Below are 22,821 nucleotides of genomic sequence, written 5' to 3' on the forward strand. Positions count from 1 at the left end.
GCCTCAAGGCGCCGGGCTCGCCGCGCGGGCGGCGCTATCTGCGCAGCGTGATCGTCGCGGCGATCCGCCATGGTTCACCCTGTTCGCGAGGCCGGTCGTTCGGCGGCAGCCGCATCGGGCGCGGCGCGGTCGCGGCGCGTTTGCTCGGGCGGCACGGCGGCAGCCGGCGCGGCATCGTCAAGACGCGCCTCGTCCGCCTGGCCGGACGTGGCCTGTCAGGGATGCGGGCGCATCTGCGCTACCTGCAGCGCGACGCGGCGACCCGCGAAGGCACACCGGGACGGCTTTATGACGCGGCCGGCGAGGAGGTGGACGGCAAGGCCTTTCTCGATCGCTGCAATGGCGATCGTCATCAGTTTCGGATCATCGTCTCGGCCGAAGACGGCCATCTCTACGATGATCTGAAGCCGCTCACACGCCGGTTCATGGCGCGCCTGGAAGAGGATTTGGGAACGCGTCTCGACTGGGTCGCGGTGGATCATGCCGATACCCTTCATCCCCACACCCACATCGTGCTGCGCGGCTGCGATGAGCGCGGCCGGGATCTGGTGATCGCGCCCGACTATCTCGCGCATGGCATGCGCAGCCGCTTGCGCGAACTCGTTTCGCTCGACCTCGGTCCACGCACCGCGCTCGAGGTGGCGGCCGAGCAGAGGCGCGATGTCGGCGCCGAGCGCTTTACCAGGCTCGACCGCCGCCTGCTCGCCGGCCTCGATGGCGCCGGCCGCGTCGAGGCCGTGGGGCACGACGCCGACGATCACAGCCTCCTGATCGGACGCTTGCGCAAGCTCGAACGGCTGGGCCTCGCGAGCGACGAGGGCGGCGGGCGATGGCGTCTCGACGAAGAATTCGAGACCCGGCTTCGGGCGCTCGGCGAGCGCGGCGATTTCATCCGCACCATGCAGCGGGCGCTCCGCCACGCCGGGCTGGAGCGGGCGCCGGCCGCGCATCGCGTCGATGGCGTGATCGACCGGGAACTGATCGGTCGGGTCGTCGCGCGCGGGCTGGCCGACGAGCTTGCCGACCGGCACTTCCTGCTGGTCGACGCGATTGATGGGCGCACCCATTATGTGATGATCGGCGAGGGCGCGTCGGTCGAGTCCTTGCCCGCGGACGCGATCGTCAGGATCGCGCCGAACGACGCGGGAGTCCGCGCGGTCGACCGGACCATCGCCGCGGTGGCGGCGGCGTCGGGTGGCAAATATGATGCAGTACTTCACCGCTCGCATGATCCCGGCGCCTCCGCGGCCTTCGTCGAGGCCCATGTCCGGCGGCTCGAAGCGCTTCGGCGTCCCCTTCGGTTGGAGCGTGCTGCCGACGGAATGTGGACCATCCCGACCGACCATCTCGAGCGGCTCGAGCGCCGGCAGGCTGCGCTGGTGCGCCGCCGCCCGGTTGCCGTCGAGATCCTCTCGCCATTGCCGCTCGAAATGCTTCCGGCGCGCGACGGCGCGACCTGGCTCGATCGGGAGCTCGGGCGGGGCGAGGCGGCGACGGCCCGCGACGCCGGGTTCGGGAGCGAGGTCCGCGCGGCCCTTGCCGCGCGGCGGGCGTGGCTCGTCGAGCGGCAGCTGGCGGAGGAGAATGAGGAGGGGTTCGCGCTTCGACGCGGCGCGCTCGCGATGCTGATGCGCCGCGAACTGCTCGGGGCCGCCGCCGGCCTCGAGCGCGAGACCGGGAAGGGATTCGAGGAAGCCGGCGAGGGGATACGCATCGAGGGACTGCTGCGCCGGCGGGTCGATCTCGCCGGCGGACGGTTCGCGCTGGTCGAGACCGAGCGCAGCTTCACCCTCGTGCCGTGGCGCCCGGTCCTCGACGCCGCGATCGGCAAGGAGATCGGCGGAGTGGTGCGCGAGCGCGGCACCAACTGGACGATCGGCCGTGCGCGCGGGATGGAGCGCTAGCGCGGCCGCCGGGTCCGGGATTCGTCGGACTGCGCCGGACAGCGCCGAACGGGGAATGCCCTCGGCGGGATCGCTCGGCGATCAGGCGGGACCGGCGCGGTGCCGGGCGGGATGCCCTCATGACCCCCACCAGATTGCTGATCGGCCAGATCCTGATCGTCTTCGCCATCGTGCTCCTCGGCGTCTGGGCGGCGACCCAATGGGCGGCGGCGATGCTCGGGTATCAGCCCGAACTCGGCGCGCCCTGGCGGCTGGTCGCCGGCCTGCCGCTTTACCGGCCGTGGGCGCTGTTCGGCTGGTGGTATCATTATGACGCCTACGCCCCGCGGATCTTCGACCGCGCCGGGATGCTCGCCGGCGCCAGCGGGTTTGTCGGCTGCGCGGCGGCGGTCGGCGGGTCTTTATGGCGGGCGCGCCAGCGCGGGCGGGTGACGACCTATGGGTCGGCGCGGTGGGCGGATCGCCGCGACATGCTCGCAGCCGGGCTGCTCGACCCGCGCGGCGTGTTCCTCGGCCGCCTCGGCCGCGACTATCTTCGTCACGACGGCCCCGAGCATGTGCTGGCCTTCGCGCCGACGCGCAGCGGCAAGGGCGTCGGCCTGGTCGTGCCGACCCTTCTGAGCTGGACCGGATCGGCGGTGATCCACGACATCAAGGGCGAGAACTGGCAGCTGACCGCGGGCTGGCGGTCGCGTTTTTCGCACTGCCTGCGCTTCGATCCGACCGACCCGTCCTCGGCCCGCTACAATCCGCTGCTCGAAGTCCGGCGCGGCGCGGACGAAGTGCGCGACGTCCAGAATATCGCCGACGTGCTGGTCGATCCCGAAGGGGCGCTCGAACGGCGCAACCATTGGGAGAAGACCAGCCACTCGCTGCTCGTCGGCGCGATCCTTCACGTCCTCTACGCCGAAGAGGACAAGACGCTGGCCCGCGTCGCCTCCTTCCTCTCGGACCCGGCGCGAAGCTTCGCGGCGACGCTCAAGGCAATGATGTCCACGCATCACCTCGACGACGAGAAGGGGGCGCGGCCGCATCCGGTTGTCGCCTCGGCCGCCCGCGAACTCCTGAACAAGTCGGAGAATGAGCGCTCGGGCGTGCTCTCGACCGCGATGTCGTTCCTCGGTCTTTATCGCGACCCGACCGTCGCCGCGGTCACCGCCACCTGCGACTGGCGCATCGCCGATCTCCTGGAAGGCGAGCGTCCGGTCTCGCTCTATCTGGCGGTGCCGCCATCCGACATCTCGCGGACCAAGCCGCTCATCCGGCTGGTGCTCAACCAGATCGGCCGCCGACTGACCGAGCGCCTCGGCGACGGTCCGCGCTCAGGCCGACAGCTGCTACTAATGCTTGACGAATTTCCGGCGCTCGGCCGGCTCGATTTCTTCGAGACCGCGCTCGCCTTCATGGCCGGCTACGGCATCCGCGCCTTCCTCATCGCTCAGTCGCTGAACCAGATCGTCAAGGCCTATGGCGAGAATAATTCGATCCTCGACAATTGCCACGTCCGGGTCGCCTTCGCCTCGAACGACGAGCGCACCGCCAAGCGCATTTCCGACGCGCTCGGGACCGCGACCGAACAGCGCGCCATGCGCAACTATTCCGGTCATCGGCTCGCGCCCTGGCTCGCGCACGTCATGGTCAGCCGCCAGGAGACCTCGCGCGCGCTGCTGACTCCGGGCGAGGTGATGCAGCTGCCTGCGGGGGACGAACTGATCCTGCTCGCCGGCGTGCCGCCGATCCGCGCGACGAAGCTGCGCTATTATGAGGACCGCAATTTCAGCGCTCGGCGCCTGGCACCCCCGGCCGTGGATGGCGACCTCGTCGATGCGCCCCCGGCCCGCCCGCACGACTGGACGACCACCGCCGATGCCCCGCCGTCGTCGTTCGATCCTGGGCTCGTCGACGCGGGCGGAGCAGGCGGGCTGCAGCAGGTCCCCGCGTTCGCCCCCCGGCCGCGCCGGCGCAAGGCGCCGTCGCCCGACCAACTCGACCTGCTCGGACTCGACCTCGACGATGACGGCCTCGCCGGCGCGGCCGGTCCGACGCCGCTCATCGCCGCCCATGCCGCCAACCAGGGTGCGGATCGCGCGGGCGATCTGGTGCCGAGCTTCTGAGGGCCGCGGCGATGGGTAAGTCGACACGCGTGCGCTATCAGTTGTTCCTGCCCGCGGGCCTGAGCGAGCGGTTCGAGGCGCTCGCGGCGCGCCCCGGCGCAAGCAAATCGGCACTGCTCGCCGCCGCGCTCGAGGCGATGCTCGAGCGGCGCGGCGGCGACGAACTCGAGCAGCGCTTCGCGGTGCGGCTCGATCGGCTGTCGCATCAGCTCGCACGGATCGAACGCGACGGCCACGTCCAGATCGAAAGCCTCGCCCTGTTCGTCCGCTACATGCTGACCGTCCAGGCTCCGGTCGCCGAGGGCGACGAGGCGGCGCGGGCGATCGGGCGCGATCGGTTCGAAGCCTTCGTCCAGCAGGTCGGCCGGCAGCTGGCCGGCGGCCGCTCGAGCCTTGCGCCGGAGGGTAGCGAATGAGCGCCGCCGAATCCGACGAGCGGCGGCGGGCGATGCTGCGCACCGCGATGGGCGAGGCGATCGCGGCCGCGCTCGCCGATCCGCTGGTGGTCGAGGTGATGGTCAATCCCGATGGCGCGCTTCGCCTCGACCGGCTCGGCAGCGGCTGCGCCGACACCGGCGTGCGGCTCGAGCCGGCGCAGGCCGAGCGGATCATCCGGCTCGTCGCGAGCCATGTCCGTGCCGAGGTTCATGGCCAGTCCCCGATCGTCAGCGCCGAGCTGCCGCCGCACGGGTCGGGGCTGTCCGGCGAGCGCTTCGAAGGGCTGCTGCCGCCGGTCGCCCCGGCGCCCTGTTTTTCGATCCGCAAGCCCGCGGCCCGGGTCTATTCGCTCGCCGACTATGTCGCCGACGGACTGATGTCCCCGGAAGTCGCGCGGCTGCTGTCGCTGGCGGTGGTCGAGCGGCGCAACCTGCTGATCGCCGGAGGCACCAGCTCGGGCAAGACGACCCTGGCCAACGCCCTGCTCGCCGAATTGTCGCCGCGCGACGAGCGCGTGATCCTGATCGAGGACACGCGCGAGCTCCGATGCACCGCGCCCGACACGGTCGCGCTGCGCACCCGCCCCGGCGTGGTCACCATGACCGACCTCGTCCGCTCGACCCTTCGGCTGCGCCCCGACCGGATCATCATCGGCGAGGTCCGCGGGCGAGAGGCGCTCGATCTCTTGAAGGCCTGGAACACTGGCCATCCCGGCGGGATCGCGACGGTCCACGCGAACAGCGCGGCAAGCGCGCTCTACCGGCTCGAGCAGCTGATCCAGGAAGCGGTTCTGACCGTGCCGCGCGCGCTCATCGCCGAGGCGATCGATCTCATCATCTTCATCGACGGGCGCGGCGCCGGGCGGCGGATCGCACCGCCGCTGGCGGTCCACGGCCTCGCCGACGACGGCCGCTACGCGCTTCGCGCCGTCAATCCCGATCTTTCAAGCAAGGAGTTCATCGCATGACCGTTCATCTCTGCCGTCCATGCTTGCGGCGGCTCTCGCTCGCGGGCGCGCCCCTTATCCTGTTCGCCGCCGACGCCCGCGCGGCGGGCTCGGGGATGCCGTGGGAGCAGCCGCTCCAGCAGGTGCTGGAATCGGTCCAGGGTCCGGTCGCCAAGATCGTCGCGGTGATCATCATCATCACCACCGGCCTGACGCTCGCCTTCGGCGAGACCGCCGGTGGATTTCGCCGCCTGATCCAGATCGTGTTCGGCCTGTCGATCGCCTTCGCCGCTTCCTCCTTCTTCCTGTCCTTCTTCAGCTTCGGCGGCGGAGCGATGCTCGGATGACCGCCGACAACCATCCCGACGGCTTCGAGACGGTGATCCACCGTGCGCTGACCGAGCCATTGCTCCTCGGCGGGGCGCCGCGCACCGTCGCGATCGTCAACGGCACGGTCGCCGCGGCGCTCGGCCTCGGTCTCCAGCAATGGCTCGCCGGGTTCTTGTTGTGGGCGGCCGGTCATTCGCTCGCCGTTCTCGCCGCCAAGCGCGATCCCGATTTCGCGCCGGTGCTGATGCGCCATCTTCGCCAGCGAGGGCATTGGACATGCTGAGGCTCGGCGAATATCGCGACCGGGCCGATCGGCTCGCCGACCATCTGCCCTGGGCGGCGCTGGTGGCGCCGGGCGTCGTCCTCAACAAAGACGGCAGCTTCCTGCGCACCTTCCGCTTTCGCGGCCCCGATCTCGACAGCGCGACCGACGCCGAGCTGATCGGCGCAGCCGCCCGGGTCAACAATCTCCTGAAGCGGTTTGGGTCGGGCTGGGCCTTGTTCGTCGAGGCCGAGCGGATCGCCGCCGCCGGCTATCCGTCCAGCCGGTTCGCCGATGCCGCCGCCTGGCTCGTCGACGAAGAACGGCGCGCCGCCTTCGATTTAGAGGGCGAGCATTTCGAGAGCCGCTTCTACCTGAGCCTCACCTGGCTGGCGCCGGCCGATGCCGAGGCTCGCACCGGGCGCGCGCTGGTCGAGGCGCCCGACAAAGCTGCCGGGCGCGACTGGCGCGAGGCGCTGGCCGGGTTCGTCGCCGAGACCGACCGGGCGCTCGACCTCCTCGCCGGGATCATGCCCGAGATCGCCGCGCTCGACGATGCCGAGACCCTGACTTTCCTTCACGCCAGGGTGTCGAACCGGCCGCATCCGGTCGCGGTGCCCGAGACGCCCCTCTATCTGGACGCGCTGCTCGCCGACACACCCCTCATCGGCGGGCTCGAGCCGATGCTCGGCGAGGCCCATCTTCGCACCATCACCGTGCTGGGGTTCCCCGCGTTGAGCCGGCCCGGCCTGCTCGATGCCTTGAACCATCTCGGCCTTCCCTATCGCTGGACGACGCGGTTCATCGCGCTCGACCGGACCGATGCGACCCGGGCGCTGACGAAGCTTCGACGCCAATGGTTCAATAAGCGCAAGTCGGTGACCGCTCTGCTGCGCGAGGTGATCTACAACCAGCCGGTCGCGCTCCACGACAGCGATGCCGACAATAAGGTCGCCGACGCCGACCTCGCGCTGCAGGCGCTCGGTCAGGATTATGTCGCCTTCGGCTATTTGACCGTCACGCTCAGCGTCACCGGCGCCACGCCGGCCGCGGCCGAGGCCCGGATCCGCGCCGTCGAACGGGTCGTCAACGGTCTCGGCTTCACCATCGTTCGCGAACGCATGAACGCGGTCGAGGCGTGGCTGTCGGGCCTGCCGGGACAGGTTTACGCCAACGTCCGACAACCGCTCGTTCACACGCTCAATCTCGCCCACCTCATGCCCCTGTCGTCGGTCTGGGCGGGGCCGGAGGGCGACGAGCATCTCGGCGGTCCGCCGCTGCTCGTCGCCCAGACCAGCGGGTCGACCCCGTTCCGGCTGTCCGCCCATGTCGGCGATGTCGGCCACATGCTGATCGTCGGGCCGACCGGCGCGGGCAAGTCGGTGCTGCTCGCACTGCTCGCTCTGCAGTTCCGGCGCTATCCGGGCGCGCGAGTCACTATCTTCGACAAGGGCTTCTCGGCGCGCGCCTCGGTGCTGGCGATGGGCGGGGCGCATCATCCGCTCGGCGCCGGCGAGGGTGGCGACAGGCTCGCCTTCCAGCCACTTGCGCGGATCGACGAGGCAGCGACCCGGACCTTCGCCGCCGAGTGGCTGGCGGCCCTGCTCGATCATGAGCAGGTCGCGGTGACGCCCGAGGTCAAAGACATGATCTGGTCGGCACTTCTGAGTCTGGCTTCGGCGCCGGTGGCCGAGCGCACGCTCACCGGCCTGTCGCTGCTGCTCCAGTCGAATGCGCTCAGGGCCGCGTTGATGCCCTACACGCTCGAGGGTCCTTATGGCCGGCTGCTCGACGCGGCCGCCGACGGCCTCGCGCTCAGCGACGTCCAATGTTTCGAGACCGAGGCGCTGATGACCCAGCCGGGCGCGATCCGGCCGGTCCTCACCTATCTGTTCCACCGGCTCGAGGAACAGTTCGACGGGACGCCGACCCTGCTCATCCTCGATGAAGCCTGGACGTTCCTCGATCATCCCTTGTTCGCGCAGCGCATCCGCGAATGGCTGAAGGTGCTGCGCAAGAAGAATGTGTCGGTGGTGTTCGCCACCCAGTCGCTCGCCGACATCGCCGGCAGCACAATCGCCCCCGCCATCATCGAAAGCTGCCCACAGCGGATTTTCCTGCCCAACGACCGGGCGATCGAACCCGTGGCGGCCGAGGCCTACCGGCGGTTCGGGCTCAACGACCGCCAGATCGAGCTGGTCGCGCGGGCGACGCCCAAGCGCGACTATTACCTCCAGTCCAGCCGGGGCAACCGTCTGTTCGATCTCGATCTCGGGCCTGTCGCGCTCGCTTTGTGCGGCGCGTCCGACCCCGCCAGCCAGCGCCTCATCGATCGCCTGCTCGGCGAGGGCGGGGCCGATTTCGCGGGTCGCTTCCTTGCCGCCCAAGGCCTCGACTGGGCGGCCGAGGCGCTCGACCGCTTTTCCCCATCCCCCAAGCAAGGAGACCAATGATGAAGCTCTATGTTCTTTCGCTATCGATGCTCGCGTTGCCGTTAACCGCGATCGTGCCGGCGACGCCAGCCGCCGCGGTCATCCCGGTGTTCGACGCGGCCAATTATTCGCAGAATCTGCTCTCGGCCGCACGCGCGCTCGAGCAGATCAATCATCAATTGAGCTCGCTCCAGAACGAGGCGACGATGCTCCAGAATATGGCGCGCGATCTCCAGCGCATTGATTTTCCGGAGCTCACCCAGTTGACCGGCGCGCTTAAGCAAAGCGAGCAGCTGATCGACCAGGCCAAGGGTATCGATTTCAAGGTCGATCGTCTCGACGAGCGGCTGCGGGCCATGTTCCCGGGAAGCGTCGACCAGGCGCTTCGCGGCGATGAGCGCGTGGCCCAGGCACGGGCGCGGCTCGACGCGGCGATGGACGGCACGCGCCGGAGCATGGAAGTGCAGGCAAACGTCGCCGGCCAGGTCCGCGAGGATGCCGATCTGCTCGTCGCGCTCGTCGCGCGGAGCCAGAATGCGAGCGGCAATCTCGAGGTCAGCCAGGCGACCAACCAGCTCCTCGCCCTGAGCGCCAAGCAGCAGTTTCAGCTCGAGCAATTGATGGCGACGGAGTTTCGCAGCCAGGCGCTCGACCGGGCGCGCCGCGCCCAGGACGGGGAGGAAGCGCGGGCGGCGACCCGCCGCTTCCTTGGAACCGGCCAGGCCTACACGAAACCCTGAGCGGACAGCGTTCGACAAGGGCGCGGCGCGGCTCGGCGCGCGGCGCCCGCCGCGGGGTCCGGTGCTCCCTGCCGGACCCCGCGGCACCTCTTCTCCCCTCCGCCACGATCATCGGGTTCCCGCATGGCCGACCTCAACATCATCGACCGGTTCCTCGCCGCCTTCATCCACTATATCGACAGCGGGTTCGGACTGCTCGGGCCCGACGTCACCTTCCTCACCAGCACATTGGTCGGGATCGACATCACGCTCGCCGGTCTGTTCTGGGCGATGGGCGGCGAGAACGACGTCATCGGCCGGTTCCTCAAGAAGATTCTCTACGTCGGCGCGTTCGCCTTCATCCTCGGCAATTTCAGCCGGCTCGCCGACTTAATCTTTAAATCCTTCGCGCAGGCGGGGCTGACCGCGGGCGGGGGCGGCATGACCGCCGCCGACCTGCTCCGCCCCGGCTATCTCGCCGGGACCGGCTTCGAGGCGGCCTGGCCGCTCCTCCAGCAGGCCAGCCAGCTGATGGGGTTCACCAGCTTCTTCGACAATTTCCTGACCATCGCCATCCTGCTGCTCGCCTGGCTGTTCGTGATCATCGCCTTCTTCGTGCTCGCGATCCAATTGTTCATCACCATCCTCGAATTCAAGCTGACCGCGCTCGCCGGGTTCGTGCTGGTCCCCTTCGCCTTGTGGAACCGGACCAGCTTTCTTGCCGAGCGCGTGCTCGGCAACGTCGTCGCGGCGGGCATCAAGGTCATGGTGCTCGCGGTCATCGTCGGGATCGGCGCCGGCTTCTTCGGCGACTTCGTCGGCGCGCTCGGCGGCCGCGAGCCCGATATCGGCCAGGCGATGAGCCTGGTGCTCGCCAGCCTCTCGCTGTTCGGCCTGGGCATTTTCGGGCCTGGAATCGCCACCGGCCTCGTCGCCGGCGCGCCGCAGCTCGGCGCCGGGGCGGCGCTCGGCACCACCGCGGCCGCCGTCGGGACGGTGGCGCTCAGCGGCGGCGTAGCGCTCGGCGGCGCGCGCGCGGCTGCGAGCGGCGCGCTCGGAGGTCTTCGCGCGGCGACGACGATGGGGTCGGCTGGCTCGACCGCCTACCGGCTCGGCCAGGAGACCAGCGGCTCGCCGACGATCGGCGCGGGGGTCGGCGGCGTCGCCTCGGCGGCAGCTGCCGCGGCCAGGCAGAAGATGGCGCAAGCGGGCGGGTTCGGCGCGGCGGTCGAGGCGGGCCAGAAGGCCGCACTGTTCGCCGGCGCCGAGCGGCGCGGCGGGAAAGGCGCCGATGGCTCGCCGCAGGCCGAGGCGGGCGCGCCGGATTGGGCACGTCGCCTTCGGGCCGAACAGCGCAGCCGCCACCATCGGCAGGTCGCGGGTCAAAGTCTTCGCGACGGCGATTCTGGCGGTGGGGGCATCGCCCCGGACATCAAGGAAAGAGAGGAGTGAGCGATGCGGTTCAGGCGAACGGTACAGCGCTATGGGACCACACCGGTCCCCGAGACCCCTTATCAGCGGGCCGGGCAGGTGTGGGACGAACGGATCGGCGCGGCGCGGGTGCAGGCGCGCAACTGGCGGCTGATGGCGCTGGGCGGCATGATCCTGTCCGGCGCGCTCACCGCCGGCCTCCTATGGCAATCGACCCAGAGCCGGGTCACGCCTTATGTGGTCGAGGTCGATCGTCTCGGCGAAGCCCGCGCGGTCGCGCCCGTCGATCCCGACTATCGGCCGACCGATCCACAGATCGCCTGGCACCTCGCGCGCTTCATCAAGAATGTCCGGACGATCTCGCTCGATCCCGTCCTGATGCGCGAGAACTGGCTGTCGGCCTATGATTTCGTGACGCCGCGCGGCGCGTTGTTCCTGAATGAGCAGGCGCGGGCCGCCGACCCCTTCGCTCATCTCGGCGAACGCACGGTGTCGGTGACCGTGACCAGCGTGGTGCGCGCGTCCGATCGCTCGTTCCAGGTCAAATGGACCGAAAGCCAGTTCGAGCGCGGCAGCCTCGCCGACACGGCGCGCTGGACCGCGATCCTGACGGTAAAGGTGTCCACCCCGACCACCGCCGAGGCGCTGCGCAAGAACCCGCTCGGTCTGTTCGTCGATGCCGTCGACTGGGCCCGCGAAGTCGATGTGTCGCCACCGCCGCCGCCGCCGACTTCGACGCCCTCGGCGCCGTCGGCGACCGTGCCTTCGGGATCGCCGCTCGCGCCCGCCGACCCAACCCGACCCACCTCCGAAAGGATCGATCGATGACGTCTTCACAGCGCGCGGTGATGGCCGCGCTGGCCCTCCTGCTGCCCGGTCTCGCCATGGCCTCGCCCCGTGTTCCGCATGCTGCCTCCGCCCGCCCGTCTGCGATCGACGCCGTGCGCCGCGCCAATCGCTCGGCGACGCGCGAGCCCGGGCCCGCGGGCTATGTCGAGGCGGCGCAGATCTATCCGTGGAGCGAGGGCGCGCGATTCCGGCTCTACGCCGCGCCCGGCCAGGTCAGCGATATCGCGCTTCAGGCCGGGGAGGCGCTGGTGTCGGTCGCTGCCGGCGATACGCTTCGCTGGATCATCGGCGACACCACCAGCGGCAGCGGGTCGGGCCAGCGCACGCACATCCTGGTCAAGCCGGCCGGCGCCGGCCTCGTCACCAACCTGCTCATTGCGACCGACCGGCGGATCTATCATGTCGACCTCATCAGCACCGCGGCGACGGCAATGACCGGGATCGCCTGGACCTATCCCGGCGACGGACTGATCCTGCTGCGGACGAGCGGCGGATCGCCTCCTGTTGCCGTGCCGCCGGTCGAGGCGCTGAACTTTAATTATCGCATCAGTGGCGATCATCCGGCCTGGCGCCCGGTCCGCGCCTTCGACGACGGCCGGCAGCTCTATATCGAGTTCCCGCCAAGGCTCGCCGCCGGCGAGGCACCGCCGCTGTTCATGATCGGGATCGGGGGTCGGGCCGAACTCGTCAATTATCGGCAGCGGGGGCATTATTATGTCGTCGACCGGCTCGTCGATCGCGCCGAGCTCCGCCTAGGCGAACACCGCCAGCAGGTCGTCCGGATCGAGCGGACGCGGATCGGAGGGCGTCGCTGATGGCCGGCGAGACGATCGAGCCGGGGAGTGCAGGCGCGGTGCCCAAGCAAGACCCCGAGACGCTCGTCCTGCGCGGCCGCCCGCGGCCGGTGGTCCGCTTCCGGCGGGGGCTGATCATCGCGCTTGCGGGCGGCAGCGCGCTTGCGATTTGCGGGGTCACCTTTATCGCCTTGAAGCCGGCGGCGCTCCACATCGTCTCGACAGGCGACGATGACGGTCGGTTCGGGTCGACCCGCACCCCCGAGGCCTTGGCCAACGCGCCAGCCGGCTACGGCCAGATCCCCAAACTCGGTCCTCCGCTGCCGGGCGATCTCGGGCGACCAATTCTCGATCGCCAGCGGGAACTCGCGGGCCGCGCACCGCCGCCGGCCATCGATCCGGGGCTCGACGACGCGGCGCGCCGGCGGTCGGCCGCCAACGCCGAGCGGCAGCGGCGCGTCGCGCAGCGCGAGGCCGCACGCACCTCTGCGCTGCTGGTCCAGCTAGGCCGACGCACGGGGGAGCCGGCGACGATCCCGGCGCCAACGCCGGACGTGGATCCAACGAGCGGGGAGGCCGCATCGGACGCGGCCGGCGCAAAGGCCGCCTTCGCGCACGCGGGCGACGGCGCCGTGAATCCGGCACGTCTCGTCGCGCCGGTTTCGCCCTATTTGCTGTCCGCCGGGACGATCATTCCGGCGAGCCTTGTCACCGGGCTCGATTCGGACCTGCCGGGCATGGTCGTCGCGCAGGTCACCGAGAATGTGCGCGACAGTGCCACCGGCCGCATCGTCCTCGTCCCGCAGGGCGCGCGTCTTATCGGTCGCTATGACAGCGCCGTCGCTTACGGCCAGCGTCGGGCGCTCTTAATCTGGCAGCGGATCGTCCTGCCCGACGGTTCGTCGATCGCGCTCGACCATCTGCCGGCGACCGACGCGGCGGGCTATTCGGGTCTTGCTGACCGGGTCAATTTCCACACCCTGAGACTGGTCGAAGGCATTGCGCTCGCCAGTCTGCTCGGCATTGGGACGGAACTTGTCCGGCAAGGTGACGGCAGCGGATTGCTCGGCGCGCTGCGCGGCAGTGTCCAGGACAACGGCAGCCGGGCCGGCGATCAATTGACGAAGCGCAATCTCGACGTCCAACCGACGATCCGCGTGCGGCCCGGCTGGCCGGTGCGCGCGATCGTCAACCAAGATCTCGTGCTGATGCCGTGGAAGGAGCGATGAGCATGCCCCTGCGATTGCCGCGCTTGCCCGACCGGACGCCGGTCAAGCTCGTGCTTCATGTCGCGCCGGCCTTGCACGAAGCTTTGGTTGCCTATGCCGCCCTCTACGAAGCGCAATATGGTCGCGCCGAAGCCGTCACCGATCTGGTGCCTGCCATGCTTGATACGTTCCTTGCCGGGGATCGGTCGTTTCAGAACGCGCGGCGGAGGGAATCGTGAACGCGGACGCTTTGCCCGGCGGGACCGCCCTCCCGATCAGCGTCAGGGTTCGCGAGGCGGTCCGGCTGACCGGGATCAGCCGCTCCCGGCTCTACGAGCTGATGGGCGCCGGCGAGATCGAGCATGTCAAGGTCGGGAGCTCCACGCTGATCATATTCGCCAGCCTGTCGTCGTTCGTGGAACGCCAGCGGTGCAAACCGGACTGACCTGCCCCTGAATTCATAGCAATCTAGATCGGGGCGAGCGCCTATGAGAACACTCGTGTTCTAAGATTCTCTCGCGCGTCCGGCGCTACCGCCGGAGGAGGGAAGCTCCCGCATAGGGGTCCAGTTGCGCGGGCGGTTTCAGGGGCGGGGATCCTTGCGCATCGGCCGAACTTGTCGGGGTGGGGGGAGGTGCCGCGTCTGTCCCGAAGGTCGAGACAATTGATTGCGCCATAACGCTCGCTCCGAACAGCATGAAACAGCCAACAACGACCGCTCCGGCGCGTCGCGGAGACACTCGCCCCCAGAAGAATTGATATCCGACCAAGCTGACCGCGATCACTCCTAGGGCGACGGTGGCCTGACCCGACAACAGGGCCGTGACCCAGCCCGCCGACTGTGTCAGAGCCTCATGCCCACTTGCGTCGAGAAAAGCCGGATCGCTCATGCCGCTCGCGCAAACCGCTGCGCCAACCGGACCTCGCTGACAACGCGTCGTCCGTCGAACCGCGCAAGCTGGACGTAAACGTCAACGATACCTTCGACGTAGGATCTGACGTCCTCGCGCGACAGTCGCGAGCCGGCTTGCAGAACCAGCAAGGCCAGCTGCTCGACTGCGCGATCAGGTGTGTCTGCGTGGACCGTGGTCATCGAGCCGGGGTGACCGGTGTTGACCGCCCGCAAAAAAGTAAAGGCTTCGGGTCCGCGGATCTCGCCGAGGATAATCCGGTCGGGGCGAAGGCGTAGAGCAGCCGAGAGCAGATCGTCAGCGCTCACCTCCGCTTCCCCCAACGGGCTACGCCGCGCAAGGAGCAGGGCGGCGTTCGGCTGAGGAACGATCAACTCTGGGGTGTCCTCGATCACCACCAGCCGTTCGTCGTCCGGAACTTCCTTGAGCAGGGCATTGAGGAACGTCGTCTTTCCCGTCGACGTCCCGCCCGAGACCAAGATGTTGCGTCGCTGGCGGACGGCAAGCGCGAGGAAGTCGTGTTGGCGGCCGGGTCCTGCGAGCGCACGAAGGGCGGCATCGTCTTTCGTCTGGGAAGGCGAGCCTGCAAAGCTTCCTTGGACCGCGTAGTCGGCAAGCGATTGGTTCAGGAGAACCTGCTTGCGGATGGCGACGATGGTCCCGTCGCGGGTCGCTGGCGGTCCAACGATTTGGACGCGCTCGCCGCCTGGTAGGGACGCTGACAGCAATGGTGCACCGCGGTTGATCGCTTGATGCGAGGCGGCCGCGATTTGACGCGATAGGCGCTCAAGGGCTCGACTGCTCAAATCGGGAGCGGGTTCGCAAACAGGAGCCCGTCCCAGCCGGTCGACCCAAAGCTCGCCGGGCCGATTGATGACGATATCGGTAACGGTCGGATCCGCCAGCAGCGACGCGAAAGGCGCAAGCCAGGCGTCAAGATAGACCGCGTCGACGGCCGCGCTCATTTGGCGTCCGTCGGGCTGAAATCCAGATCATGGGCAACGAACACCGCGATGCGGGCGCCAGGATTGACGGTCAGTGTGGGGGCGACATCCCGGCCGCCGATTTGAACCGGAGCCGCCGTGCTTGTCGTCGAATTCAAGATCACCGTCGTTGCCGGGCGGGCGCCCAGAAGCGCCGTGCCAATCGTGCTCGCTCCGCCAATCAGCGCATTACCCACGCGGCTCATCACATGGAAATTCACGTGGGCTTCGACCCCGGCGCGGCCAAGCGAGTCGGCGCTCGGTGAGTCCAGTGCGATCGAGACGCCGTCGGGACGGAGCAGCCGGGTCCATTTGATCAGCGCCCGCTTCTGCCCCTGTCGGACCGATCCCGAATAATCACCGAAAAGACGGCTGCCACGAGGCACCAGGACGCGGCTGCCATCGAACCCCGAAACATCGCGCGTGACTAAAGCGCGCGCCGGCCCCGGATGGGTCGAATTAAGCGCGGATTCGAGGACGGCAGGGATCATCGTCCCCTGGGCGATGGTGAAGGAGGGATTGGCCATTGGCATCGAGCCAGTCCGACCAAACGGATCGCCGCGCGTGGGCCCGCTGGTTGAAAGACCGCTCGTCGTTGGCGGCGACGGCGCAACGAACGGTGGCATGGCGGCGGGTGGGTAGGCCGGCGGCACAAAGGGCGCAGGGGTTTGCACAACAACGGTTCGCGGTGCGGTTGCTACGCGGCCCGACGGGACCGGCGCGAGCGCTGTTGGCACAGTATTCCGGATGGTCGGTGAAGCGATGGGCAAGAGAGACGGCAATGCCGATGGAGAAGCCTCGATTGGTGGAAGGACCAGCGCCGGCGCGCTGCCGCTGTCGGGAACGGCAATGGGCCCGCCCGCTTCTGCTTCAGCCCGCTTCACTCGCGCGGCATTGAGGCTGGCGAACAGGTAGATCGCAAAGAGACCGAGGACTGCGATGAACACGTAGAGCGGCGTCCGCCGCGGCGTGCGCGCCACGAGCGGGCGACTGGCATGTTCCGGCTCGGTTGGGATGCGCGAAACGATCGTCATGGTTTCTTTCCCTGACGATATTCAGCGCGGGCCTGATCCTTGCCGAGCCGAAAAATCAGCACCGCGTACGGCCGGTCGAGCATATAATGCTCTCCCCGCATCTGACCATTGACCAAAACCTCATCGCCGCGGCCTTCAACGGCAAAAACTGCCGGCATTTCCCGATCGTGGGGCCAGTCGAGCGCGATGACGCCACCTTGGTCGCTGATATGCGATGGCCAAAGAGCCGTCGCGCCGGTTAGCCGCCAAGGCCCGAGCCACTGCGTTGCCGCCCAAGTCGTCCCGGCAGTCGCCAGGAAGGCCGACAGCCCAAGCATCCGAAGGGCGGGCGTTCGTTTCATCGAGCTCGACCCGGCGACGGGGTAGGGGTGGGGACGACGGTGACGGGTATGGTGGCGACGGGAACGGCGCCGACTACATTGGTGGAGGTGATGACAGACGGGGAAAGTGGCGCCTCGGGATCGCGCCGGTAGCTCGTGACGGTAAATCCGAGCGGATTGACGAGACGTTGGGCGAGGCTCTCGGGCGCGCCCGAATATCCAAACTTGACCACCGCCGCATAAGGCTGAGCAATCGGCGCGGCGGCGCCTTCATCCTGGCGGAGCGTGGCAAAGCGAACGAGCGCGCTATCCTTGCTCAATGGCGAGACGCTACGAATCTCGACGCTGACCACGCTTGTCCGCGGATAAAGCCGGAACGGGTTCGTCGGACTATCGGGGCTCATCGCCGCCAAATAGGTCGTGCGCGCCGCCCCACTCGAAAGCGCGGTCACTTTGGCATAGTCCGACTTGACCGTCGTGACGTCGAACGTCTCGCGCGCAACGACATATTGCGCGAGCAGGGATTGGGTGAGCGCGCTATCGGCGGTCATCGTTACCGGCTTGGTCGGATCGAGCGTGGTGACATAGCCGGTCTGCTTGTCGACCAGCAGGGTATAGGGAACGACCGTCTTGAGCGGCATCATTAGGACAAGCGCGATTCCTTCGAGGCCGGCGAGAAAGGCTGCGCCGAGCGCTACCCGCCACGCTAATCGACGCGATTTTTCGATCTCGATCTGGCGATCCTCGGCCCAAGTGGCGGCTTGCTCGAAATAGCCGTCGAGTGGCTTTGCGACCTTGGTCATTGACTGTCCCTTCGGGCGCGGCTGCGCGAGGCGCGAATGGTGCGCGGGCTATTGGCAGAGGAATTGATGCCCGGCACGCCGGCAAGTTCCTCGTGAGCGGCGCTCCCGCCGGAACCGCGAGATCGGTCGCTCGAGGCGAGGCGTTCGCGATAGTTCGCGTCGCGCGCCAGGCTGGCGCCGATCATCGTCTCGCGGATCGAGTGCGCCACGCGCTCAGGGGCGGGTTCGGCGTTCGCCCGCTCGGGCCGGATCGCGAGATGGGTCGCCGCCGGCGCCACGGCCTGATCGACGGCGACCCTTAGGCTCGCGGCGAACTGCCAGCAGATGCGCAACATCAACGCGGCTATCCCCAGCCCGATCGCGCCAAAGCTGACCGTGATGACCAGCAACTCCGTCGGCGCCGACGGCGTGGCATAATAGGAAGCGCGCAAATTTAGCGCGTTCTGCAGCCAAGGTTCGAGCAGCGAGAGTTCGAGCCGGGTCGTCACGATCAGGGCAGCATTGGCCAGCGCGAGTCCCACTAAGGTTCGGACCCAACCTCCAAACAGCGCTCGGGTCGTGTCGAACAGCAGCAGCGGGGCAAAGAGCGGCAGCAAGGCAATCAGCAAGCCGGCGCCTAGACGAGTGATCCCGAAGGTGACGAGCAAACCCGACAGATAGGCAAAGCGCGCCCCGCCGAGAGCGATCTGGTCGGCGATCGGCATGCCGCGGAACGCGTCGGCCGAGGGCTGGCCGTCGACCGTTCGCAAACCCATCATCTCGTCCCGGCCGGTTCCAGCGGCACTCAGGGCGACAAATCCCTGATCGACTCGCTCGAGCCGGGCCAGAGTTGGTGGTGAGTTGCTGGAGGTACTGCCATCGATCGCGCTGGCCAGCTCCGCAGGTCCATCGAACGCCGCGTCATAAACGAGGAGGCGCACCGCGGGCCAGCTCAGCGCCAGCGTCAGAACCAGCGCGATCCTGAGCGATCCCCAGCCGATGTCGCGGCTCTGCAATTTGCCGCCGAACATCAGATGGATGCCGGCAACCGCGATGAGCAACGCCAGCGCGGTCGACAGTAGGATGTTGCCAATGCCGCTGCTGGCCATGTTCGCAAAACCCCAAGCGCCGATGGTGCGGCCTTGGCAATCGAGCGCGCTCAGCGTGGTCGTCAGGAACGCGCCATTGGGATCGGGACTACAAGAGCCGATCATGCCGCGGATGCTTTCAACTGCGGCAGCCAGTCGGCGGGCCGATCGCCATGGGTGCGGCGAAGTTCGTCTAGCCGTCGGACGGTCGCTTCTCGGCCAGACAGGATCGCGAGCAAATCCCTCTCGCCCGATAGGTCTAGTCGAACGATCGCGCTTTCCTGTCCCTGCCGAACGAGGAAGCAATGCGCTTCCTGCGGCAAGCTTTTCAAAAGTGCGTATTCATGCGGGGTCAGCTTGAACCCGCCGACATAGTCTGCCTCGCGAGCCTTCGGATTGACCGTGAAGATTTGGGTCGCGGCTTGTTCGATGATCGCGCTTGAAATCTTGCTCTGTAGCGCATCTTCCGGGCTCTGAGTCGCGAAGCCGACGAGACCATTTTTCTTCCGGATCGTCTTTTCCCAGTCGCGGATGCGAGCAACGAAGATCGGATCGTCGAGTGCTTTCCAGCCTTCGTCCACGACGATGATGGCGGGGCTGCCGTCGAGCCGCTCCTCGACCCGATGAAAGAGGTAATACATCGCCGGCGTGCGGAGGATCGGATCGTCGAGCAGCAACGTCATGTCGAACCCGACGACGCGAGCCTCGAGATCGGTCTGGTCGTCGGCATTGTCAAACAGCCAGGCGTGGGGACCATCGCCCCACCACGGCTTTAGCCGGCTGTAGAGATCCGCCGCGTGCGCCTTTTCGCCGCCGCGAAGTAACTCTGCCAAGTGACGGAGCCGGCGGTGGCGAGCCGGCGCGGCGTAGTTGGCGTCGATCGCGTCGTGGATCTGGTCAAGCTCGCTTGCGCCAGCAGATCCGGCGAGCAACGTCAGCCAGTCGGCGAGAAACTGGCGGTTGGCAGGTGTGTCAGGCAGCCGCAGCGGGTTGAGTCCCGACGGTTCACCAGGAACGAGTCGATCATAATGTCCGCCTATGGCGCGAAGAAAGATCTCCGCGCCGCGATCCTTGTCGAAGAAGATGATCCGCGGATCGAAACGACGCGCCTGCGCCAGCAAGAAATTGAGTATCACCGTTTTGCCGGATCCGGACGGCCCGATGACCGTGAAGTTGCCAAGGTCGGCTTGGTGCAGGTTGAGGAAATAGGGACCGGCGGCCGTTGTCTCGAGCAGGCTGACCGCCTCGCCCCAATGATTGCCGCGCGCTTTTCCGCTCGCGAAATTGTGGAGGCTGGCGAAGCCGGCGAAGTTGCGCGTCGAGATCAGGCCTTTGCGGGCGATGTAAGCGAAATTGCCCGGAAACTGGGCCCAGAAGGTCGGCTCCAGCGCGACGTCTTCGCGAACCGCGACAATACCCAGATCAGCGAGCACCGCGACGACCTCGGCGACCCCTGCGTCGAGTTCGTCAAGGCTGGCGCCCCGAACCATGATGCTCAGATGATGTTCGCCGTAACCTGCGCGTCCGGCGGCGACTTCGTCCTTAGCAAGGGTGAGTTCGTCGCGCAGGCTCAGGGCCTCGTCTTCCGCCGAGCGCATACGGCGCAGCGCGAGGTTCATCTTTTCAAGCGCAGCTTGCCGTTCGACCAGAGTGAACGACTGGGAGACGGTCATCGCGATCGGCAGGCGGAGCAGATCGTCGAACATGCCCGGTGAGGTCTGCCCCGCGTAATCCTTGATCGAAACCATCGCCGCGAACTGCCGCGGCGCGTCCCCCGCGGCCGCAAACTCGATTGCCTGGTCGCCAAAACTGATCCGCCGGCGGGCCAGGCCGTCGGCGATATTCTGATACGGCAGGAGAACGGGCTGGTCGTTCCCGTTTAGCAACTCGCCCAGGAATTCTAAGGCTTCCGAACAATAGTCGCCGCCGCTTTCGTAAACCTCGAGATAGCGGGGTGCGTAGGCTGTGAGCGCCGAGATCAGCGCTTCACTTGCCGCATGGAGCTGACGAAGCTCGGCAGCCTTCGTCGCCTGCCGCTCGGCTTTGCTTGCCACCCGGCCAACCAGCCGGTCAAGCGTGCCTAGCCGGCCCTTCATCGGCCGGCGAACCAGCGTCAGCGTCAGCTCATTCTGGTAGAGCTGGCGTGAGGCTAAGCGGCCACGCCAACGCTGGTCGAGCTCGCGCGAGAACGCGTCCGGGAATTCTGTCGAAAGGCCAACGTCGACCTGTCGGCGGACGATGTGGTGATAGAGTGCGTATCGAGATGAGCCGAGGCTGCGGACCATCGCATCACGCAGTATTGCGCGATAGGCGAGTTCGTCCCCGTCTTCGGTCTCGAACAACAGGCCGCGCAGTCGGATGAATTGCATCTGGCGCCCGTCTTGCGTCTCAATCGTCCGTGAGTTGACATGGCGCGCGTAAGGGAGGTGCCTGGAGACCGGCACTTCGCGCGCGAAAGATGAGAGTTCTGGGTTCACGGCCTATACGACTGGCATTGCCAGAAGCGGTAGTTCTTGATCCGAGGACAGCGACTGACACGTGTCAGCCAAAGATCGAGAAAGCGCGGCTCGCGCAACGCAAGCAGCATACCGGTCACGTGAAGGAGGCCGGCCAGGACCACAACCCACAGCGAGCGCAGGATCAGGAAAAGCTCGGCCGACAGGATAAGGTTCAGGACAAAAAAGCTGTAGCTGACGCCCGCAAACATCTGCGGCCGCGTCAGTGCGACGAACAGACGATCCTGCTGGAGCCCCCGCACGGCGAGCTAGCCCAGCGTCGCGGCCGAGCGAATCCCGGCGACGATGCTGGCGGCCCCGAACAGGATGAAGCAACCGAGGATGACGACAGCCCCGTGGCGCCAGTTCACGCGGCCGCTCAGCATCATGAAGCCGACCACGGCGATGGCGATCACTGCAGCTACGGTCGCGACCGTGCCCATCAACGTGCCCTGCATCCAGTTGAGGGCGGAAACGAAGACGCCGGAACCTTGAGGATCGACTTGCGACGCGTGCGCCGGCTCGGCCGTTCCCAAGATCGACGCGGCTAAGACCAGAAGCCGCGGCTGAATGCCTCCTGATCTAGTCATTATCGAACCACCCGATTTTGAAGGATTCCGCCGAGCCGGGCTCGCCCATAGTTGCCCGCCCTGACAGGCCGCACCTTCGCATGCCCCCAATCCCGAATTTGTCGATCGGGCGCTGTTTCGCTCCTCGCCGCCGATAACCTGATGCAGGGGCTTGCCAAAAATCTTCACTTACTGGATTCATAGTACGAATCGCACCTCATTCGAATGCGTAGGTAGTGCTCGGGCATTCGTCAACGATGTCGGTGAAAAGGGGGAGGGTAATGATCCTAGGCGCTTGGCCGGTCATTCGGCTCAGGACGGATAAACCGCTTCGACGAGGCACCGGGAAATGTTTTGTCGGGTGCCTGCTCGCATTGCTTTCCGGTACTTCGCTTGCCGGAGAAACAAAATCCTACATCTATGATGCGAACGGGCGCCTTGTGAAGGCAGCAAGTTCCGGCACCGTTAATAACGGGGCGACGGCATGCTATGCTTATGATCCGGCATCAAATCGCAGCAACGTCACCACCTCCACCACCGCGTTGAATTGCGCCAACGCGGGAACCGCCGTGACCTTCTCGATCGTCAGTAACGGACCCGTCACCGAAGGCAGCCCATCGATCTTCACCGTTACGAAATCAGGATCTTCGCCAGGGTCGATCTCTTTGGCTTATCAGACTTCCGATGGGACCGCCGCGGCCGGTGTTCGATACACATCTGCTTCCGGCATTTTGACATTTCTGTCAGGCGACACGGCAAAGACGATCAGCGTGCCGACAATCGATGACGCGACCTACATCGGAACCCAGGCCTTCAACATCAATCTCACGAATGTCGTCGGCAACGGCGCGATCGGGAGCGCTTCCGGAACAATCAACGACAATGATCCTCAGAGCCAGCCGCCCGTCACTCAGCCGGACAGCATCAGCCTGATGTGCAACACCACCGCGATCCTCAATGTCACCAACAATGATACGGATCCGGGCGGTCACCTGCCTTTGACTGTGATCAGCGTGACCGGGGGATACGGCGGTACTGCGTCTGTCTATTCCGCCAGCAGCTTGTTGATCGACGCCGACAGCACGCCGTCGACTTCGACGGTGACTTACACGGTCAAGAACAGCCTCAACGCGACGTCGACCGGCACGGTCACGATCACCACAACAGGGAATTTGAAAGTATGCTCGGGCTAGATCGCGTCAAATGCGTAGC

24 protein-coding genes are annotated in these 22,821 nt (G+C 67.1%); 15 read left to right on the forward strand and 9 right to left on the reverse strand.

Translation table 11 applies throughout. The annotated features are described in order from the left end of the window. The first annotated feature begins 47 nt into the window (after positions 1–47). From ABDK56_RS09755 to ABDK56_RS09820, 14 genes are all read left to right on the forward strand, one after another. On the forward strand, positions 48–1,904 hold the full coding sequence (locus ABDK56_RS09755; RefSeq protein ID WP_349808069.1) for a DUF3363 domain-containing protein: 1,857 nt from the start codon (positions 48–50) through the stop codon (positions 1,902–1,904). A 119-nt stretch (positions 1,905–2,023) separates the two neighbouring features. Next, positions 2,024–4,018: a conjugal transfer protein TraG gene (locus tag ABDK56_RS09760; RefSeq protein ID WP_349808070.1), complete on the forward strand. Its 1,995-nt coding sequence runs from the start codon at positions 2,024–2,026 to the stop codon at positions 4,016–4,018. An 11-nt stretch (positions 4,019–4,029) separates the two neighbouring features. Then, positions 4,030–4,434, forward strand: a complete 405-nt coding sequence (locus ABDK56_RS09765; protein ID WP_349808071.1) for a CopG family transcriptional regulator — start codon at positions 4,030–4,032, stop codon at positions 4,432–4,434. Beyond that, positions 4,431–5,423, forward strand: coding sequence for a P-type conjugative transfer ATPase TrbB (gene trbB, locus ABDK56_RS09770; RefSeq protein ID WP_349808072.1), 993 nt, complete (start codon positions 4,431–4,433; stop codon positions 5,421–5,423). Before ABDK56_RS09765 ends, trbB begins: the two co-directional genes overlap by 4 nt. Next, positions 5,420–5,749, forward strand: a complete 330-nt coding sequence (locus ABDK56_RS09775; RefSeq protein ID WP_349808073.1) for a TrbC/VirB2 family type IV secretion system protein — start codon at positions 5,420–5,422, stop codon at positions 5,747–5,749. The genes trbB and ABDK56_RS09775 overlap by 4 nt, the downstream gene beginning before the upstream one ends. Then, positions 5,746–6,015 (forward strand): VirB3 family type IV secretion system protein, encoded by a 270-nt coding sequence (locus ABDK56_RS09780; RefSeq protein ID WP_349808074.1) that lies wholly within the window; start codon positions 5,746–5,748, stop codon positions 6,013–6,015. The genes ABDK56_RS09775 and ABDK56_RS09780 overlap by 4 nt, the downstream gene beginning before the upstream one ends. Further along, entirely contained in the window at positions 6,009–8,447 is a 2,439-nt protein-coding gene (gene trbE / locus ABDK56_RS09785; RefSeq protein ID WP_349808075.1) for a conjugal transfer protein TrbE, read from the forward strand. The genes ABDK56_RS09780 and trbE overlap by 7 nt, the downstream gene beginning before the upstream one ends. Beyond that, on the forward strand, positions 8,447–9,166 hold the full coding sequence (gene trbJ, locus ABDK56_RS09790; protein ID WP_349808076.1) for a P-type conjugative transfer protein TrbJ: 720 nt from the start codon (positions 8,447–8,449) through the stop codon (positions 9,164–9,166). The genes trbE and trbJ overlap by 1 nt, the downstream gene beginning before the upstream one ends. A gap of 123 nt (positions 9,167–9,289) precedes the next feature. Then, on the forward strand, positions 9,290–10,597 hold the full coding sequence (gene trbL, locus ABDK56_RS09795) for a P-type conjugative transfer protein TrbL (protein WP_349808077.1): 1,308 nt from the start codon (positions 9,290–9,292) through the stop codon (positions 10,595–10,597). A 3-nt stretch (positions 10,598–10,600) separates the two neighbouring features. Then, positions 10,601–11,404 (forward strand): conjugal transfer protein TrbF, encoded by an 804-nt coding sequence (gene trbF / locus ABDK56_RS09800; RefSeq protein WP_349808078.1) that lies wholly within the window; start codon positions 10,601–10,603, stop codon positions 11,402–11,404. Beyond that, positions 11,401–12,240, forward strand: a complete 840-nt coding sequence (gene trbG / locus ABDK56_RS09805) for a P-type conjugative transfer protein TrbG (RefSeq protein WP_349808079.1) — start codon at positions 11,401–11,403, stop codon at positions 12,238–12,240. The genes trbF and trbG overlap by 4 nt, the downstream gene beginning before the upstream one ends. Beyond that, positions 12,240–13,448 carry a TraB/TrbI/VirB10 family type IV secretion system protein gene (locus ABDK56_RS09810; RefSeq protein WP_349808080.1) on the forward strand — a complete coding sequence of 403 codons (1,209 nt, stop codon included), beginning with the start codon at positions 12,240–12,242 and terminating at the stop codon, positions 13,446–13,448. Before trbG ends, ABDK56_RS09810 begins: the two co-directional genes overlap by 1 nt. Next, on the forward strand, positions 13,445–13,666 hold the full coding sequence (locus ABDK56_RS09815; protein WP_349808081.1) for a DUF2274 domain-containing protein: 222 nt from the start codon (positions 13,445–13,447) through the stop codon (positions 13,664–13,666). The genes ABDK56_RS09810 and ABDK56_RS09815 overlap by 4 nt, the downstream gene beginning before the upstream one ends. Next, positions 13,663–13,872, forward strand: coding sequence for a helix-turn-helix domain-containing protein (locus ABDK56_RS09820; protein ID WP_349808082.1), 210 nt, complete (start codon positions 13,663–13,665; stop codon positions 13,870–13,872). Before ABDK56_RS09815 ends, ABDK56_RS09820 begins: the two co-directional genes overlap by 4 nt. 85 nt (positions 13,873–13,957) lie before the next feature. On the opposite strand, the gene ABDK56_RS13155 is transcribed toward ABDK56_RS09820, so the two are convergent. Genes ABDK56_RS13155 through ABDK56_RS09860 form a run of 9 tightly spaced genes read right to left on the reverse strand, consistent with a single transcriptional unit; the run spans position 13,958 to position 21,576 of the window. Next, the gene (locus tag ABDK56_RS13155) at positions 13,958–14,317 is read right to left on the reverse strand and encodes a TrbC/VirB2 family protein (RefSeq protein ID WP_502959289.1); all 360 of its coding nucleotides are present in this window, start codon (positions 14,315–14,317) and stop codon (positions 13,958–13,960) included. Further along, positions 14,314–15,303, reverse strand: coding sequence for a P-type DNA transfer ATPase VirB11 (gene virB11 / locus ABDK56_RS09825; RefSeq protein WP_349808083.1), 990 nt, complete (start codon positions 15,301–15,303; stop codon positions 14,314–14,316). The genes ABDK56_RS13155 and virB11 overlap by 4 nt, the downstream gene beginning before the upstream one ends. Further along, positions 15,300–16,355: a TrbI/VirB10 family protein gene (locus ABDK56_RS09830; protein ID WP_349808084.1), complete on the reverse strand. Its 1,056-nt coding sequence runs from the start codon at positions 16,353–16,355 to the stop codon at positions 15,300–15,302. The genes virB11 and ABDK56_RS09830 overlap by 4 nt, the downstream gene beginning before the upstream one ends. Continuing rightward, entirely contained in the window at positions 16,352–16,696 is a 345-nt protein-coding gene (locus ABDK56_RS09835) for a TrbG/VirB9 family P-type conjugative transfer protein (protein WP_349808085.1), read from the reverse strand. Before ABDK56_RS09835 ends, ABDK56_RS09830 begins: the two co-directional genes overlap by 4 nt. Beyond that, the gene (locus ABDK56_RS09840; protein WP_349808086.1) at positions 16,693–17,478 is read right to left on the reverse strand and encodes a VirB8 family type IV secretion system protein; all 786 of its coding nucleotides are present in this window, start codon (positions 17,476–17,478) and stop codon (positions 16,693–16,695) included. Before ABDK56_RS09840 ends, ABDK56_RS09835 begins: the two co-directional genes overlap by 4 nt. Continuing rightward, positions 17,475–18,671, reverse strand: a complete 1,197-nt coding sequence (locus ABDK56_RS09845) for a type IV secretion system protein (protein ID WP_349808087.1) — start codon at positions 18,669–18,671, stop codon at positions 17,475–17,477. The genes ABDK56_RS09840 and ABDK56_RS09845 overlap by 4 nt, the downstream gene beginning before the upstream one ends. Further along, positions 18,668–21,022, reverse strand: a complete 2,355-nt coding sequence (locus tag ABDK56_RS09850) for a VirB4 family type IV secretion/conjugal transfer ATPase (RefSeq protein WP_349808089.1) — start codon at positions 21,020–21,022, stop codon at positions 18,668–18,670. The genes ABDK56_RS09845 and ABDK56_RS09850 overlap by 4 nt, the downstream gene beginning before the upstream one ends. Beyond that, positions 21,019–21,303, reverse strand: coding sequence for a VirB3 family type IV secretion system protein (locus tag ABDK56_RS09855; protein ID WP_349808090.1), 285 nt, complete (start codon positions 21,301–21,303; stop codon positions 21,019–21,021). The genes ABDK56_RS09850 and ABDK56_RS09855 overlap by 4 nt, the downstream gene beginning before the upstream one ends. A 6-nt stretch (positions 21,304–21,309) precedes the next feature. Next, positions 21,310–21,576: a TrbC/VirB2 family protein gene (locus ABDK56_RS09860; protein ID WP_502959290.1), complete on the reverse strand. Its 267-nt coding sequence runs from the start codon at positions 21,574–21,576 to the stop codon at positions 21,310–21,312. A 314-nt stretch (positions 21,577–21,890) separates the two neighbouring features. On the opposite strand from ABDK56_RS09860, the gene ABDK56_RS09865 reads away from it, so the two are divergent. Then, positions 21,891–22,802 (forward strand): Calx-beta domain-containing protein, encoded by a 912-nt coding sequence (locus tag ABDK56_RS09865; RefSeq protein WP_349808091.1) that lies wholly within the window; start codon positions 21,891–21,893, stop codon positions 22,800–22,802. Positions 22,803–22,821 lie beyond the last annotated feature (19 nt).

Origin of the sequence: Sphingomonas sp. ASV193, assembly GCF_040203355.1 — a bacterium.
GTDB lineage: Bacteria > Pseudomonadota > Alphaproteobacteria > Sphingomonadales > Sphingomonadaceae > Sphingomicrobium.